At 52.2% G+C, this 16546-nt stretch carries 14 protein-coding genes and 1 tRNA gene; 4 read left to right on the top strand and 11 right to left on the bottom strand.

The window, feature by feature from the left end; all coding sequences use genetic code 11:
• Positions 1–73 precede the first annotated feature (73 nt).
• Positions 74–160 (bottom strand) — tRNA-Leu (locus EFO84_RS03215).
• 180 nt (positions 161–340) lie between these two features.
• Between EFO84_RS03215 and EFO84_RS03210 the strand changes: the two genes are divergently transcribed.
• Positions 341–853: an RDD family protein gene (locus EFO84_RS03210; protein WP_127346634.1), complete on the top strand. Its 513-nt coding sequence runs from the start codon at positions 341–343 to the stop codon at positions 851–853.
• Position 854: 1 nt separating this feature from the next.
• On the opposite strand, the gene lptG is transcribed toward EFO84_RS03210, so the two are convergent.
• The gene (gene lptG, locus EFO84_RS03205) at positions 855–1925 is read right to left on the bottom strand and encodes an LPS export ABC transporter permease LptG (protein WP_127346633.1); all 1071 of its coding nucleotides are present in this window, start codon (positions 1923–1925) and stop codon (positions 855–857) included.
• Complete coding sequence (gene lptF, locus EFO84_RS03200; protein ID WP_205701929.1) at positions 1925–3031, bottom strand: LPS export ABC transporter permease LptF; 1107 nt, start codon at positions 3029–3031, stop codon at positions 1925–1927. Before lptF ends, lptG begins: the two co-directional genes overlap by 1 nt.
• A 123-nt stretch (positions 3032–3154) precedes the next feature.
• Here lptF and pepA point away from each other — a divergent pair, with 123 nt between their 5' ends.
• The 3 genes from pepA to EFO84_RS03185 are packed head-to-tail and all read left to right on the top strand — an operon-like array spanning position 3155 to position 7988.
• Positions 3155–4660, top strand: a complete 1506-nt coding sequence (gene pepA / locus EFO84_RS03195; protein WP_127346632.1) for a leucyl aminopeptidase — start codon at positions 3155–3157, stop codon at positions 4658–4660.
• A 1-nt stretch (position 4661) separates the two neighbouring features.
• Complete coding sequence (locus tag EFO84_RS03190) at positions 4662–5114, top strand: DNA polymerase III subunit chi (protein ID WP_127346631.1); 453 nt, start codon at positions 4662–4664, stop codon at positions 5112–5114.
• 21 nt (positions 5115–5135) lie between these two features.
• Positions 5136–7988 (top strand): valine--tRNA ligase, encoded by a 2853-nt coding sequence (locus EFO84_RS03185; protein WP_127346630.1) that lies wholly within the window; start codon positions 5136–5138, stop codon positions 7986–7988.
• A 20-nt stretch (positions 7989–8008) separates the two neighbouring features.
• Here the strand turns inward: EFO84_RS03185 and EFO84_RS03180 are convergent, their stop codons facing one another.
• From EFO84_RS03180 to EFO84_RS03145, 8 genes are all read right to left on the bottom strand, one after another.
• The gene (locus tag EFO84_RS03180) at positions 8009–9370 is read right to left on the bottom strand and encodes a GntP family permease (RefSeq protein WP_127346629.1); all 1362 of its coding nucleotides are present in this window, start codon (positions 9368–9370) and stop codon (positions 8009–8011) included.
• Positions 9371–9395: 25 nt separating this feature from the next.
• Entirely contained in the window at positions 9396–9797 is a 402-nt protein-coding gene (rraB, locus tag EFO84_RS03175) for a ribonuclease E inhibitor RraB (RefSeq protein WP_127346628.1), read from the bottom strand.
• A gap of 5 nt (positions 9798–9802) precedes the next feature.
• On the bottom strand, positions 9803–10522 hold the full coding sequence (locus tag EFO84_RS03170; protein WP_127346627.1) for a 1-acylglycerol-3-phosphate O-acyltransferase: 720 nt from the start codon (positions 10520–10522) through the stop codon (positions 9803–9805).
• A 61-nt stretch (positions 10523–10583) separates the two neighbouring features.
• Positions 10584–12824, bottom strand: a complete 2241-nt coding sequence (parC, locus tag EFO84_RS03165) for a DNA topoisomerase IV subunit A (protein ID WP_127346626.1) — start codon at positions 12822–12824, stop codon at positions 10584–10586.
• Positions 12825–12836: 12 nt separating this feature from the next.
• Positions 12837–14729 (bottom strand): DNA topoisomerase IV subunit B, encoded by a 1893-nt coding sequence (parE, locus tag EFO84_RS03160; RefSeq protein ID WP_127346625.1) that lies wholly within the window; start codon positions 14727–14729, stop codon positions 12837–12839.
• A gap of 48 nt (positions 14730–14777) precedes the next feature.
• Positions 14778–15356, bottom strand: coding sequence for a YqiA/YcfP family alpha/beta fold hydrolase (locus EFO84_RS03155; protein WP_127346624.1), 579 nt, complete (start codon positions 15354–15356; stop codon positions 14778–14780).
• Between the two features lie 5 nt (positions 15357–15361).
• Positions 15362–15802, bottom strand: coding sequence for a DUF1249 domain-containing protein (locus tag EFO84_RS03150; RefSeq protein WP_240642635.1), 441 nt, complete (start codon positions 15800–15802; stop codon positions 15362–15364).
• Positions 15799–16404, bottom strand: coding sequence for an NUDIX domain-containing protein (locus EFO84_RS03145; RefSeq protein WP_431355314.1), 606 nt, complete (start codon positions 16402–16404; stop codon positions 15799–15801). The genes EFO84_RS03150 and EFO84_RS03145 overlap by 4 nt, the downstream gene beginning before the upstream one ends.
• Between the last annotated feature and the right edge of the window lie 142 nt (positions 16405–16546).

Below are 16546 nucleotides of genomic sequence, written 5' to 3'. Positions count from 1 at the left end.
CAGCGCATAATAGCTGCGCAGAACATGTTCAGCATAACAGATTTTTGCACTAAAAGGATGTTTCTTAAGGAAGTGGTGCCTAGGGTCGGACTCGAACCGACACGTTGTTTCCAACGGCGGATTTTGAATCCGCTGCGTCTACCAATTTCGCCACCCAGGCAAGGGGGTACGTACTGAAGTATGTGCGCATTATACGCATGCAAAGGCGCTGATCAAGCGAATTCTAATTCGCAACGATTAATTGCTTAAATCCTGAGCAAGCGAACGGTTTATTCCCATCTTGCTAGGAATTTGGGTAACATAGAGCCCATTGCAGCAGCACCAGTGACGAGAGCTTTGTATGACCCCATCACCCTCACAGATCCTTCACGCTAGTTTCCCCAGCGCCAGTTTTTGGCGCCGCCTCGCCGCTTGGGTGTATGACCTATTGGTCGGTACCGCGATTGTCATGTTGGCCGCGGCGCTAGCTCATGTGTTTGCCGCAATATTAACCAGTAGTGGGCTGGTGGTTCTGGCTGAGGGGCAAGAGCACGCCGATTGGCTCAACCGCACACCGTTATTCGGTATTTATTTAGTGCTGTGCGTGGGCTGGTTCTTTGGCTGGTTCTGGTGGCGCAGTGGGCAAACTGTCGGCATGCGCGCCTGGCGCCTCAAAGTACAACAGCGCGATGGTAGCCGTATCAGCAAAAAGCAGGCGTTGATTCGGCTGCTAACCTGCTTATTTGGCTTGGGTAATTTGTGGGTGTTGGTAGACTGGCGCAACCGCCGCGCTTGGCATGACTATGCCGCTGGCACCGAGTTGGTGACTTTATCCAAAGAAGCCAACCAACTGTATTATTGGAAAGAGTTGTGATCTAGCTGGAACGCCGCTGCATCAGGTACAACGCAGCACCAGCGAACAACAAGCTTGGTAGCAATGCCCCCCACAATGGCGCTAATTGATAAACCTGCGCCAGCGGGCCGAAAATTTCATTACTGACATGAAAGCCAAAACCGGTGATCACGCCCAATAAAATACGTGCACCCATAGTGGTGGAACGCAATGGCCCGAAAATAAACGACAACGCCACCAGCAACATCACCGCCACCGTCACCGGCGCTAGAATCTTGCGCCACAAGGCCAGCTCATAACGCTCTGCCGCCTGCTGATTGGCATTGAGATAATCCAAATAATCCACTAAGCCGCGAATCGATAATGACTCAGGTTTTACCGTCACGACGCCAAGTTTGTCAGGCGTTAACGACGAGCTCCATAGCCATTGCGCCAGTTGTTCGCGGTCAATGCGCTCGGCACTATGAGTGGTGATGGTCACTTGGCGCAGTAACCAGCCATTGCTGCGGTAATTGGCACTGGCGCCCTGCACCACCGATTCCAATTCACGCGCGGCATTGAAGCGATAAATGGTGATATCACGCAAGCGCCCGGTGTCTTCAACTTCGGTAATATTGACAAAATGATTGCCGTCTTTGGCCCACACACCTTGTTGCGCCGAAATTAAACTGCCTCCAGAAATAGCTGTGGCACGCAGTTCGCGACCTTTGGCTTCAAGTTGCGGCGCCACCCACTCACCCATGGCCATCACCACCAACATCATGATGGCGGCAGCTTTCATCACCGAGCTGGCGATATTCAGCCGCGAGCGCCCGGCCGCCAGCATCACCACCAGTTCTGAATTACTGGCTAACATGCCCATACCAATCAGGCCGCCAAGCAGCGCTGCCATCGGGAAAAACACTTCAAGGTCACGCGGAAGGCTTAACAACACGAACAAACCGGCGTCGGCAATGGTATAGGTGCCCTTGCCAACAGATTTTAATTGTTCAACGAAACGAATCAGCGACGATAACCCAGCCAATACCGCCAAGCTCATCAGCGAGGTGTTGAGTACCGTGCGGGCAATGTAGCGATCAAGAATAGATAGCATTAGCGACTCCACCGCAGGCGCGCAATGACGCGCATGCCAAAGGGTCGCCCTTTAGCTACCAAGGCCACCCCGAATAACGCCAACAGAATATGAATCCACCATAAACCAATGGCAGCGGGGATGACGCCGTCGGCAACCGCCGAGCGCGCGGCCATCAACAATAAAAAGTAGCCTAGGTAAATCAACAACGCCGGTGCCATACGGGCGAACTTGCCTTGGCGCGGATTCACCCGGCTCAATGGTACGGCAATTAGAGTCAGCAGCGGCATAGCCAGCGGGATAGCAATGCGCCACTGCCATTCGGCCTGCGCTTGCGCATCGTCGGCTTGCCATAACTCAGCCATGGTAAAGGCTTCCAGTTTACGAATCGACTCTGCGGTTTCTTGCTCTTTAATTTGCAACCGATAGCTATCGAATTCCATCACCTGCAATTCGCGGCTATATTGCTCGGTGGCATAGCGGGTGCCGGCGTTCAACACCAAGTTTTGTGCGCCTGACTCGCCGGTAATGACGTTCCCGGTATCGGCCATGACCACGCTGCCACCAATGACATTATCGTTTTCATCGCGCAAACTCTGCGCTACAAACACTTCGTCAAGTTCACCGGTTTCGGTCAGCCCCTGCACGAAAATAACGGCTTTTTGGTTACTGGCTTGTTGAAACCGGCCCGGCATGATCACGCTAAGACCACCATCGTTGCGGGCGCGCTCTTCAACCTTGCGCTCCTGTTCCAACGACCACGGCACCATCCACACCGTTAACGCGGCGGTGACTAACGCCAATAGCGTGGCTAGCACCAGCGTGACGCGAGTGACATACCATTCGCTGACACCACAGGCATGCAACACCGTCATTTCGTTATCGGCGTAAATACGCCCATGCGCTAGTAAAATGCCTAGGAATAGACTTAATGGTAGGATTAACGCAGCCAGCGCCGGCAGATTTAAACCAAGCAGCTGAATCACGGTATCACTAGGGATTTCGCCCGCTGAAGCGTCAGCAAGCACGCGAACAAATTTCTGGCTGACGAAAATGGTCATCAGCACCACTAAAACAGCGATCTGAGATTTGAAGGTTTCTCGCATTAAATAGCGAAATATACGCACTAGTGACCACTCTTAACGTTGCTTTTTGCTGGAAATGCAGCGAATTTTCAGTAAACTTGTCGTTTTCACAAGAATTATTCTATGGCAGCTGCATACTGTCAACCGCCATAACGAGGAGTACTCATGGAGTTCAGTGTCAAAAGTGGAAGTCCGGAGAAACAACGTTCAGCCTGTATCGTGGTCGGTGTGTTTGAACCACGTCGCCTGTCTGGAGTTGCCGAGCAACTCGATAAAGTCAGCGAAGGTTACCTGAGTAACCTATTACGGCGCGGCGACCTTGAAGGTAAAGCCGGGCAAATGTTGTTGTTGCACCATGTTCCAAATATTCTCAGCGAGCGGGTATTACTGGTTGGCTGCGGCAAAGAACGTGAACTCGATGAACGACAGTATAAGCAAATTATTGAAAAAACCATTCATACTTTAAACGAAACCGGTTCCATGGAGGCAGTTTGCTTCTTAAGTGAGCTGCACGTGAAGGGTCGCGACACCTATTGGAAGGTGCGCCAAGCGGTTGAAGCCGCGCAGGGTGGTCTGTATACCTTCCAACAATTAAAGACCCGCAAAGAAGAATTGCGCCGGCCATTGCGTAAGCTGGTATTTAACGTGCCAACGCGGCGCGAATTGCCGCTCGGTGAGCGCGCTATTGCCCACGGCCTAGCGGTCGCCAAGGGCATGACTATTTGTCGCGACGTGGCCAATATGCCACCGAATATCTGTACCCCGCGCTACCTTGCCGAGCAATCACAAGCATTGGCCGAGCGCTACGAGAAACTGAGCTTTAGCTGTGTGGGTGAAGCCGAAATGGCTGAGCTTGGCATGAACGCTTATTTGGCGGTAGGTCGTGGTTCTGAGCAAGAATCAGTATTGAGCCTGTTGCATTATCAAGGTGGCGCCGCCGATCAAGCCCCTATTGTCCTAGTTGGTAAAGGCCTAACCTTTGATACCGGTGGTATTTCGATTAAACCGGCCGCCGCCATGGATGAAATGAAATATGACATGGGCGGTGCGGCTGCGGTACTTGGCACCATGCAAGCGCTGGCGGAGTTGAATTTGCCGGTGAATGTGATTGGCGCTATTGCGGGTTGCGAAAACATGCCCGATGGCAAAGCCTATCGGCCTGGTGATGTACTGAAGACCATGAGCGGGCAAACCGTTGAAGTCTTAAATACTGATGCCGAAGGGCGTCTGGTGTTGTGCGATACTCTCACCTATGTTGAGCGCTTTGAACCTGAGTCGGTAGTTGATATCGCCACCTTAACCGGTGCCTGTATCATTGCCTTGGGCCACCACGCTAGCGGCTTAATGAGCAGCCACAACCCACTGGCCCATGAATTGATCAGTGCTTCTGAACAAAGTGGTGACCGCGCCTGGCGCTTGCCATTGTGGGATGAATATCAAGAAGCCTTAGAGAGCCCATTTGCCGACATGGCTAACCTAGGTGGACGTGATGCAGGTACAATTACCGCGGCATGTTTCTTATCGCGCTTTACTAAAAAGTATCATTGGGCGCATTTAGATGTGGCCGGCACGGCCTGGCGCAGCGGCGCCAAAAAAGGCGCTACCGGGCGGCCAGTGCCCTTGTTAACGCAATTTTTAATCAACCGTTGTGGTGCAGGACAACAGGACTAATATGGCGCACGGCATCTTTTATGTGCTGGACAATATCAACGCCGAGCAGCATCTCCAGCTGCTTTGTCAGGTCATCACCGCAGGCTGGCGTGAACAGCGCAGTGTGCGGGTTTGGTGTGCCGACCAAGCGCAGGCTGAACAATTAGACCAAGCGCTGTGGCAGCAGCCGGTTGATGCCTTTGTGCCGCATAATTTAGTTGGCGAAGGCCCAGCCAATGGTGCCCCCGTTGAACTGTGTTGGCCCGGTGCCAAAGTTACCAGCCGCCGCACCGCTATGGTGGTCAATTGCACCGACGCACCAAGCAACAGTCAGGGCTGGAATCTGTATGTTGATTTTGTGCCCAGCGCCGAACAAGCGCGGCAAGCCGCGCGTGAGCGCTACAAGCAATTACGCCAACACGGTGTAGACTTACAAACGATTCAAGCTGCGGATTATCTCGCAGCGCATTCCTAACAAGGCGAAGTGAAGGTTTCGATGGACAAGACGTATTCTCCACAAGCGATAGAGCAAGCGTTATACCAACGCTGGGAAGCCCAAGGCTGCTTTAAACCAAGCGGTCATGGCGTGCCATATAGCATTATGATCCCACCGCCCAACGTGACTGGCAGCTTGCACATGGGCCACGCCTTTCAGCACACCATTATGGACACCTTGGTGCGCTACAAGCGTATGGATGGCTTTAATAGCCTCTGGCAAGTGGGTACCGACCACGCCGGCATCGCCACCCAAATGGTGGTAGAGCGGCAATTAGCCGCGCAAGGGGTGACCCGCCATGAGCTCGGTCGTGATGCCTTTATTGATAAAATTTGGCAGTGGAAAGCGCAATCGGGCGGCACCATCACCCAACAAATGCGCCGCTTAGGCGACTCGGTAGATTGGCAGCGCGAGCGCTTCACCATGGATGACGGCCTCTCCAATGCGGTCAAAGAAGTGTTTGTGCGGCTTTACCAAGATAACTTAATTTATCGCGGTAAGCGCTTGGTGAACTGGGATCCGAAGCTACAAACAGCCATTTCAGATCTGGAAGTTGAGAACAAAGAACAACAGGGCCACATTTGGCACCTGCGTTATCCATTGGCTGATGGCGCGAAGACTGCTGATGGTTTGGACTACTTAGTGGTTGCTACTACCCGCCCAGAAACCATGCTCGGTGATGTGGCCGTGGCGGTGCATCCAGACGATGAGCGCTACCAGAACTTGATCGGTCAATTCATTGATTTGCCGATTGTGAATCGTCGCATTGCAATTATTGCCGACAGTTATGTGGATCAAGAATTCGGCACCGGTTGTGTGAAAATCACCCCAGCCCATGACTTTAACGATTACGACATTGGTAAGCGCCATCAATTACCAATGATTGCCCTGTTTGACGATACCGCCCATGTGCGCGCGCAGGCAGGCCTGTTCACCGCTACTGGCGAAGCATTAACTGATATCAACGGCTTTGACGGCACCCTGCCAACGCAATACCACGGTGCTGAGCGTTTTGCTGCACGTAAATTAGTGGTGGCTGAATTTGACGCTGCCGGTTTGCTCGATAAAGTGGACGCCCATACCAACAAGGTGCCCTATGGCGACCGCGGCGGTGTGCCTATTGAGCCGCACTTAACCGACCAATGGTACGTGCGAGTAGCACCAATGGCCGCTACCGCCACCAAGGCGGTGGAAGATGGCCAGATTCAGTTCGTGCCCAAACAATATGAGAACATGTACTTCTCGTGGATGCGCGATATTCAAGATTGGTGTATCTCACGCCAGCTGTGGTGGGGTCACCGCATTCCGGCGTGGTACGACGATAGCGGTAACGTGTACGTTGGCCGCGATGAAGCCGAAGTGCGTGCTACCTACCAGCTCGCTGCCAACGTCAGCTTGCGCCAGGACGATGACGTGTTGGACACTTGGTTCTCGTCAGCGCTGTGGACCTTCTCCACGCTCGGCTGGCCAGAGCAAACCGATGATCTGAAAACCTTCCACCCCACCGATGTGTTGGTGACTGGTTTTGATATCATTTTCTTCTGGGTGGCACGCATGATCATGATGACCATGCACTTCTTGAAGAACCCCGATGGCACGCCGCAAGTTCCGTTTAAAACCGTCTATGTGACCGGTCTTATTCGTGATGAAGAAGGCCAGAAGATGTCGAAATCAAAAGGCAATGTGCTTGACCCGCTCGATATGATTGATGGTATTAGCCTTGATGAACTGGTGGGCAAACGTACTGCCAACATGATGCAACCGCAGCTAGAAGCGAAAATTGCCGCGCGTACCGAGAAGCAATTCCCTGAAGGTATTTCGGCCCACGGTACCGATGCGCTGCGTTTCACCCTAGCGGCCTTAGCCTCTACCGGCCGTGATATCAACTGGGATATGAAGCGCCTCGAGGGCTACCGAAACTTCTGTAACAAACTGTGGAATGCCAGCCGCTATGTGTTGATGAATACCGAGGATCACGACTGTGGGCAACAAGGCGGCGAACTGGAGCTATCCCTGGCTGACCAGTGGATCATTGCGCGCCTGAACGATACTGTGGCGCAGTTCCGCAATGCCCTTGATACCTACCGTTTTGACCAAGCGGCTAACATTGCCTATGAGTTTACCTGGAATCAGTTCTGTGACTGGTATCTGGAACTGACCAAGCCGATATTATTCCACGGTACCGAGGCGCAACTGCGCGGTACCCGTCATACTTTGGTGACTGTGCTTGAACAGCTGCTGCGCTTGCTGCATCCGTTGTTGCCGTTTATCACCGAAGAGATTTGGCAGCGGGTTGCTCCACTAGCCGGAGTCAGCGGTGAGACCATCATGCTACAGCCATATCCACAAGCTCAGGCCGAGCGTTTCGCCGCCGCGCGTGACGATATGGAATGGTTGCAGCAAGTGATTGTAGCGATACGGAATATTCGCGGTGAAATGAATTTATCACCGAGCAAGCCGCTACCGATTTTGGTCAAGCAGGCCGATACCACTGCACAACAGCGTTTAACCGCCAACCAAGCGTTCTTCAATGCCTTGGCTAAACTGGAATCAGTGACCTTTTTAGCCGCCGACCAAGAAGCACCAGCCAGTGCGACTGCCTTAGTCGGTCGGATGGAAATTCATATTCCTATGGCCGGTTTGATTGATACCGCAGCCGAGCTAGCACGCCTTGATAAAGCTATTGAAAAAGCGCAAAAAGAAGTGGATTTGTTCAGCCGCAAACTGAGCAATGACAACTTTGTCAGTAAAGCGCCAGCTGATGTCATTGAGAAAGAGCGTGCTAAGCAAGCCGACGCCCAAGAAACCTTGCAACAATTGCAGTTGCAACGGGCCAAAATAGCCGCGCTATAACGCTAGCGCGGCCATTAGCTTCAGCCGATGAGCATGGCGGTGGTCACCACCGCCAATGCGGCAATCATTGGGATCACCACCGTCACCACAAAGATATCCTTGTAAGCCTGTTTATGGGTTAAGCCCATTAAGGTGAACAAGGCAATCACTGCGCCTGAATGCGGCAGTGAATCTAAACCACCCGCGGCAATGTTAGCAACCCGGTGTAGCACCTCAGCAGATATGCCCGCCTCGAGATACGCCGGCGCCAGTGCCGACATAAAAATCTGTAAGCCACCCGAAGCTGAAGCCGTTACCCCAGAAATTAAGTTAGCGGAGAAAAACACCGACAGTAATGGCGGCATAGGTAATTCCAGCAACCATTGAGCAAAGCTATGAAAACCGGCGGTTTGAATGACCACGCCACCAAAGCCAATCACCGCTGCGGTGTTAATAAGCGGCAGCAACGAATCATCAGCACCCTGCCCCATAGTTTGCATAAAGTTTTGCCGCGCCGGTGCGAACAGCACATAACAGCTCGCCACCCCTGCCAATAATGCCATGCTGGCCCAGATCACCGGCTGACTGGCAGCGAATAGCAGCCATTGAGCTTGTACCTCAGCCAGTTGTAACAACCGCGGTAAAACGATGATCAACAGTACCACCGCAATGGGTAGCAACGATTTGCCGAGCCCCGGTAATTGCTGATCAGCACGCGGCGCTAAGGCGGCCATTTGATCGTCTTTGGCATGGCTCTGATAGCCTTCACCCTTGGCTTGGGCCTTGCGCCACTGCTGCTGCAAGTACCACATACCCAGCACCGCCATAATCGCACCAGCAAGCAAGCCATACCAGCCACCGGCAAATAGGTCGGTGCCTAGGCTGCGGGCGGCAATCACGTTGTGAATAGAAGGGGTACCGGGTAACGCAGTCATAGTGAAGGTACCGGCACCAAGGGCAATGGCGGCGGCGTATAAACGCCGTGGTAAATTAGCTTGGCGCATCAAGGTGACGCCAATCGGGTACATGGTAAACATCACCACAAACACCACCACCCCACCATAGGTCAATAGTGCGCACACCAGCATAGCAATCAGCAAGGTATGTCGGGCTCCGAGTCGAGCGGTGATGCCCATGGCGACGCCTTGTGCGGCATGACTGGCAGCCATCACGCGACCAAACAGCGCGCCACATAAGAACAGCAGTAAAAAATTGCCGGCGAAGGTAAATGCCCCAGATGGGCCAGTTGGAAAGTGTTTAAGCAACACATCGGCAATCGGTATGGCGTTGGTGAAGCCAATCAATAGCACCGAAATCAGTACCGCAAGGAGAATATTGACGCCTTTAAGCGCCAACCAAATCAGCAGGGCGACCCCTGCTATCAGTCCAATATCACCGAGCATAGGGTCGTATCCTTAAACTGTTGGGTTAGAAGGTATCATCGTTGTTATCGTCGTAATCCATATCGTCTTCGAGGTCGTCTTCTTCGCCCCAATAGGTGCCCCAACCGTCGTAATCCACCCCGGCCATATCCGCAATTTTAGCCACTTCTTGGGTTTGCATATCGAGCAGTTTGGCATCGAGGCGTACTTCACTCACAGCCACAAAAGCAAACCACCGTGAATTGTCGTCGAGCTCAAACTCATCGGCATCATCAACGTGATAACCGGCTTTGACTAATTCCACCGCAGCCTTTTCAAGCTTGGTGAAATCCGCACTGGCTAAATGATGTTCAATCACAAACAGTTCATCATCGGGCGCACCATCGGCTAACAGCGCTTCAATGGTTTCTTCACTTTGCGCACGTAGCGCAGCAATATCAACGGCCATAGTGGTTATCCTTGGGCTACCTGCTGATCGAGTTGTTGAATAGTCTGTTGCATGAGTTGATGGCAATGCGTCACCACCTGTTTCACTGCTTCATTATCATAGCCGCTAATCGCAATAGGTGGCAGAAATTCAATGATTAATTTGCCGTTATTCCAACGGTTCAGTTTCACTTTGCCATGCAAGTTAGAGACACAAATAGGCACAATGGCGACACCAGCCTGCGCCGCAGTGCGAAATGCGCCGGTTTTAAATGGCAGCAAGCCACGGCCATAACTGCGCGTACCCTCGGGGAACAACAAGATAGAAATACCGCGTTGCTTAATGGCATCGGCGGCTTGGTCAATAGTGCCGCGGGCTTTGCCGCTGTTTTTGCGGTCAATCAAAATATTACCGGCCAGCCAATACATTTGGCCGAAAAACGGGATCCAAATCAGGCTTTTTTTGCCGATACTCTGGGTGTGCGGTGGCATGGCCCGCGCTAGGGTGAAGATATCCCAGGTATTTTGGTGGTTAGCGATGTACACGTACGGGCCGCCAGCAAACAACCCATCAGGAATACGCACATCGAGTTCAAGCCCAATCAGCTTGTGCATGCGCCCATACCAATGCGCCGCAGTGGTGGTGTTATCGGCATGAAAAGGCCGCAATAAAAAGCGCAGAACCAAGGCGGTACTGGCGGCAATAACAAACAAACCCAGCAGTAAAATACGGACGACAGCTAACATTCAAATCCCTCACTTTAGATGTCGCCCATTATACCGATAAGGCGCGTTAAAGAACGTCCGATCAGTCCTGATTTTCTACCGTAATGGCATCGACCCGCTGCAAACCACGCGGTAGTTTATTGCCACGGCGGCCGCGTTCACCGCGGTAATGCTCCAAATCGGCTGCTTTTAAGGTCAATTTACGCTTACCAGCCAGTAAAGTAATAGGCACACCGTCAGCAACTACCGCCGCGGCTACCACATACTCTTCGCGTGATTGCGCTCGCAGAGTTGGAATACTGAGCATCTTGTTGCCCTTGCCTTTTGCCAGTTCCGGCAAATCTTTGACCGGGAATATCAGCATACGGCCTTCATTAGAGACCACCACCAGTTGGTCGGTATCATGATTGTGCACTAAACACGGCGGCAAAATTTTCGCGCCTGTCGGCAAATTCAGCACCGCTTTACCGTTCTTGTTACGGCTGACTAAATCGCCGAAGCGGCAAATAAAGCCATAACCGGCATCGGAGGCCAACAACATGGCTTGGTCATCTTTTGCCATTAATACCTGATCGACGGTTTCACCAGCCACTAAACTGAAGCGCCCGGTGAGCGGTTCGCCTTGGGTTCGCGCCGATGGCAATAAATGCGCCTCACAGGAGAAGCTACGCCCTGAGCTGTCAAGGAACACCACTTGCTGGTTACTCTTACCTTGGGCTGAGGCCAAGAAGCCATCACCAGCTTTGTAGGCTAATGTTGCGCCGTCTACGTCGTGCCCTTTGGCAGCACGTACCCAGCCTTTTTGCGATAGCACCACAGTGACCGCTTCAGCTGGAGTTAAATCACGCTCGCTTAAGGCTTTGGCTTCTTCACGTTCTACCAGTGGCGAACGTCGCGCATCACCGTATTTTTCTGCATCGGCCAAAATTTCTTTACGCATCAGCGTTTTCAAGCGTCGGTCAGAGCCCAACAACAACTCCAATTGGGCGCGCTCTTCGGCCAACTCATTTTGTTCCGCGGTCAGCTTCACTTCTTCGAGCTTGGCTAAGTGGCGTAATTTCAATTCTAAAATAGCTTCGGCCTGGGTATCGGTCAGCCCGAAGCGCGCCATTAACTCGGCCTTTGGCTCGTCTTCATAACGAATGATAGCAATCACTTCATCGATATTCAGATAGGCAATCAACAAACCTTCAAGAATGTGCAAGCGCGCCAACACTTTATCCAGGCGATACTGCAAACGACGGGTAACCGTCTGCTGACGGAACTGCAGCCATTCTTGCAAAATAGCCAGTAATGGCTTCACTTGCGGGCGCCCATCGAGCCCCAACATGTTGAGGTTAACGCGATAATTCTTCTCTAAATCGGTGGTGGCGAACAAATGTTGCATCATCTGTTCAATATCAATGCGATTCGAGCGCGGCACGATGATCAGACGGGTTGGGTTTTCATGGTCTGATTCATCGCGCAAGTCCGCCACCATCGGCAGCTTCTTGGCTTGCATTTGCGCGGCAATTTGCTCCAATACCTTGGCGCCAGAGGCTTGATGCGGTAATGCGGTAATCACCACTTCGCCATCTTCCAGTTGGTATTTGGCGCGCATACGAATAGTGCCGCGGCCACTTTCGTACATCTTAATGATGTCTTCGGGCGGAGTAATGACTTCGGCATCGGTTGGATAATCTGGCCCACGTAAATGCTCCATCACCTCGGCCAAGCTAGCACTTGGCTTATCCAGCAACAGTGCGCAGGCATGCGCCACTTCACGGGCATTGTGGGGTGGAATATCGGTGGCCATACCGACCGCAATACCGGTTACGCCATTGAGCAAAATATGCGGCAAACGGGCCGGCAACATGCGCGGCTCTTTCATGGTGCCGTCAAAGTTCGGTGACCAATCAACAGTGCCCTGACCTAACTCGCTCAACAGCACTTCACTGAAGCGCGACAAGCGTGATTCGGTATAACGCATGGCGGCAAAGGATTTCGGATCATCCGGTGAACCCCAGTTGCCCTGCCCGTCAATTAACGGATAGCGGTAAGAGAATGGCTGCGCCATCAGCACCATGGCTTCGTAACAGGCACTGTCACCGTGCGGATGGAACTTACCCAACACGTCACCCACAGTACGGGCGGACTTTTTATATTTTGCCAGCGCCGACAAGCCTAATTCAGACATGGCGTAAATAATACGCCGCTGCACCGGCTTCAGGCCGTCGCCAATATGTGGCAAGGCACGGTCCATGATCACGTACATGGAGTAATTGAGGTACGCATCCTCAGTGAAGCGGCGCAGTGGTAACTGTTCGATATTTTCTAAAGACATTGCAGCGCCTCCTTACAGCTCGGCCAAATCAACCAGATTGCCTTTGCTTTCCAGCCAATCACGGCGGTCGCTTGAGCGTTTCTTGTTGAGCAGCATATCCATTAATTCCTCGGTAGCAACCGCGTCATCGACGGTGAGTTGCACCAAGCGGCGGGTATTCGGGTCCATGGTGGTTTCGCGTAATTGCAGCGGATTCATCTCACCTAAACCTTTGAAGCGTTGCACGTTGACCTTGCCTTTGCGGTTTTCCGCTTCAATACGGTCTAACACACCCTGCTTTTCATCTTCATCAAGGGCATAAAATACTTCTTTACCCACATCGATACGATACAGCGGTGGCATTGCCACATAAATATGGCCGTGCTCAACCAATGGCCGGAAGTGCTTAATAAACAAGGCACACAGCAAGGTGGCAATGTGTAAGCCATCGGAGTCGGCATCGGCCAAAATACAAATTTTGCCGTAGCGTAGTTTGTCTAAATCCATGGAGTTGGGGTCAACGCCCACGGCCACGGAAATATCATGAATTTCTTGTGAGCCGAGAATTTGGTCCGACTCGACTTCCCAGGTATTGAGGATTTTTCCGCGCAGTGGCATCACCGCTTGAAAATCACGGTCACGGGCCTGTTTAGCAGAGCCACCGGCCGAGTCACCTTCCACTAAAAACAATTCGCTGCGAGCGTTATCTTGGGTGGCACAATCGGTGAGTTTGCCCGGTAACGGTGGGCCTTGAGTGACCTTTTTGCGCACCACGGTTTTGCTGGCTTTTAAGCGCCGCTGAGCGTTGTTAATACATAAATCAGCAATTTGTTCGGCTAAATCGGTGTGCTCGTTCAACCATAAACTAAAGGCATCTTTCACCACCCCAGAAACAAACGCGGCTGATTGGCGTGACGATAAACGTTCTTTGGTTTGCCCTGAGAACTGCGGATCTTGCATCTTTACCGACAAAATATAATTACAGCGTTCCCACACGTCTTCTGGAGTTAAGCGCACGCCGCGCGGCAATAAGTTGCGGAATTCACAAAACTCGCGCAAGGCATCAAGCAAGCCCTGCCGCAGACCATTTACGTGGGTACCGCCTTGTGCCGTCGGGATCAAGTTAACGTAGCTTTCCATCGCCCCTTCGCCGCCTTCTGGCAGCCAAGTCAGCGCCCAGTCAACGGTTTGCTCGTTGCTGCTAAACGCACCAATAAACGGCTCTTCCGGTAGGGTTGGATACTCGCGCACCGCTTCTACTAAGTAGTCGCGCAGACCGTCTTCGTAGTACCAGGTCTGCTCAGTGCTATCGACGTCGTTACGGAAAGTGATGCGTAGACCTGGGCATAACACCGCTTTGGCGCGCAGCACATGAGTCAGCTTCAACGCGGAAAATTTCGCCGAGTCAAAATATTTCGGATCAGGCCAAAAGCGAATGGTGGTACCGGTGTTACGCTTACCAACAGTGCCGGTCACACTCAATTCCGATACTTTTTCACCGTTTTCAAAGGCCATTTCATAGATGTTGCCATCGCGCTTTACCAATACATTCACGCGCGTGGATAAGGCGTTGACCACCGAGATACCGACGCCGTGTAAACCGCCAGAAAATTTGTAGCTCTTATTGGAAAATTTACCACCGGCATGCAACTTGGTCATGATCAGTTCCACCCCAGGTACACCTTCCTCTGGATGGATATCAACCGGCATACCACGGCCATCATCTTGTACTTCAAGCGACTGGTCAGCGTGTAAAATAATGGTCAGCTCGCGAGCATGGCCGGCAAGTGCTTCATCAACACTGTTATCGATGACTTCTTGACCTAAATGATTGGGACGGGTGGTGTCGGTGTACATCCCCGGGCGCCGGCGTACCGGCTCAAGTCCGTTTAGAACTTCAATGGAATCAGCTTTGTAATCTGACATGCGCTCTTCTTATTATTTTCAGGTGTGATTCACTATGCCCATATACTGTTACAGGACGTGAAGAAACTCAAGCGCAGCGGGTAAGTAGCGCACAAATCCCTGAAAACTATGATCGCCACCTTGCTCAATGATCATGCGCTGCTGCTGATAGTATTTTGCTGCCAAGCGATAGTCGAGTGTTTCATCACCGCTTTGCAGCAACACCAACAACTCAACACTGGGTAAAAACTGTTGTTCAGCCTGCTGTAACACTAAACTATCCGCCGGCCCTAAATGGTAATGCTCACCAGTGTATGGGTGCTGACGCTGCTGCAGCTCAGTGGGCATCCATTGATAAGGCTGCACCGCAGGGTTGATAAGCACCGCGCGGGCGTGAGTACGACCCAAAGCATGTAAACGGCTGACCGCATAATGGCTCCAAAAGCCACCGAGTGAGCTGCCCATCACCGCGCTGATTGGCTGTTCGCTGAGCACTTTATCGATAGCCGCCCGCTGTGCTGCCATGGTGGCTGGTTGTTGCTCGGCAATCACCGTCAGCGACAGCTGTTTAGTGGCCACAAAACGCTGTAGTTCTATGATTTTCGCCGATTGCGGCGAGCTTTCAAAACCGTGGATATACAACAACAAAACGCTTAGTTCTCCTGACTATAGCCAGCTTGTTGAATTGCCCGCAACCAATCATGTAAAAACTGATTAACCTGCTGCTTTTCGTCACTGTGATGCATCTGTGGATTAGGTTGTGGGTAGCGTGATTGCAAGCGCCCGACACCTTGGCTACGCACCACTTCGGCCAGTTGCGCGTCATGATACAAGCGCACATCCAGTTGCGTTTCGCGCAGCCCCGGTAGCTGTTGTTGCAGCGCTTGCTGCTGAATACGAATTTCAGTGGTATAGGGTGCATCGTCGACTAGGGCAATGGCAAAACGCAAGTGATGGCCTATTTTTATCACCCGTGGGCGCTGCTCTGATAAGCCCTGCACCAACCCTTCTAAGGCGGCATAGTTCACCGCTGCTAAGCGTTGCAAAGCAGCAAGGTCAAACTGATAACGCTGACGGCGCACATCTCGGGTCATGATGTAAATAAGCTCGTACGATGAAGTTGCAGCCATTGTAAGCCAATCACGCTGGCGGCGTTGTTAATTTTTCCTTGCGCCAGCATCTGTTCCACCTCAACCCGCGGCAACACATGCACGCGAATATCTTCGTGTTCAGTGGCAAGCCCGCCCAGGGTCGCAGCTTTACTGCTATCTACCTCGGCCAGAAAAATACTAATTTTTTCAGTACAACCACCTGGGCTGGAATAGTAGGTGAGCGCGTAGTGCATGGCTTGCGCCCGTAACCCCGCCTCTTCAAACAATTCGCGGTGCGCCACGGCCTCGGCGTCGGTATCGCCAGCATCAATCATGCCAGCGACAAATTCGAGTAGCCATGGGCTGGTTTCGTCACTCATTGCGCCTACTCGGAACTGTTCTAATAAAACCAGGGTGTCGCGCTTAGGGTCATACGGAATCACCACCGCAGCATGACCACGTTCCATCAATTCACGCTGGAACACTGCTGACCAGCCGCCCGCAAACAGCTTGTGCCGCAGCGTATAACGAAAGATACTGAGAAAGCCTTTACGCTCGGCGCGGCGCTCGATGATCTCGACATCCGCCAGATTGAATTTTTGCACAGGTAAGCCTTTTTTAGTCATTAGACGTTCTATGTACTCTGTTTACCGCGTCATAGATTATCAGGCATTGTAAATAAATAGGGTCTCATCACATAATTAGTTACACTTGAGCCCAAACTGTTGCAACTATCACACTGAATCA

The sequence above is a fragment of the Pseudidiomarina mangrovi genome, assembly GCF_003999375.1.
In the GTDB taxonomy this organism is placed as follows: Bacteria; Pseudomonadota; Gammaproteobacteria; order Enterobacterales; family Alteromonadaceae; genus Pseudidiomarina; species Pseudidiomarina mangrovi.
This window is presented reverse-complemented; position numbering and strand designations above follow the sequence as displayed.

Coding starts and splice junctions, on each gene's coding strand:
- EFO84_RS03210 (WP_127346634.1), top strand. CDS start 341: ATGACCCCATCACCCTCACAGATCCTTCACGCTAGTTTCCCCAGCGCC.
- lptG (WP_127346633.1), bottom strand. CDS start 1,925: ATGCTATCTATTCTTGATCGCTACATTGCCCGCACGGTACTCAACACC.
- pepA (WP_127346632.1), top strand. CDS start 3,155: ATGGAGTTCAGTGTCAAAAGTGGAAGTCCGGAGAAACAACGTTCAGCC.
- EFO84_RS03190 (WP_127346631.1), top strand. CDS start 4,662: ATGGCGCACGGCATCTTTTATGTGCTGGACAATATCAACGCCGAGCAG.
- EFO84_RS03185 (WP_127346630.1), top strand. CDS start 5,136: ATGGACAAGACGTATTCTCCACAAGCGATAGAGCAAGCGTTATACCAA.
- EFO84_RS03180 (WP_127346629.1), bottom strand. CDS start 9,370: ATGCTCGGTGATATTGGACTGATAGCAGGGGTCGCCCTGCTGATTTGG.
- rraB (WP_127346628.1), bottom strand. CDS start 9,797: ATGGCCGTTGATATTGCTGCGCTACGTGCGCAAAGTGAAGAAACCATT.
- EFO84_RS03170 (WP_127346627.1), bottom strand. CDS start 10,522: ATGTTAGCTGTCGTCCGTATTTTACTGCTGGGTTTGTTTGTTATTGCC.
- parC (WP_127346626.1), bottom strand. CDS start 12,824: ATGTCTTTAGAAAATATCGAACAGTTACCACTGCGCCGCTTCACTGAG.
- parE (WP_127346625.1), bottom strand. CDS start 14,729: ATGTCAGATTACAAAGCTGATTCCATTGAAGTTCTAAACGGACTTGAG.
- EFO84_RS03150 (WP_240642635.1), bottom strand. CDS start 15,802: ATGACCCGAGATGTGCGCCGTCAGCGTTATCAGTTTGACCTTGCTGCT.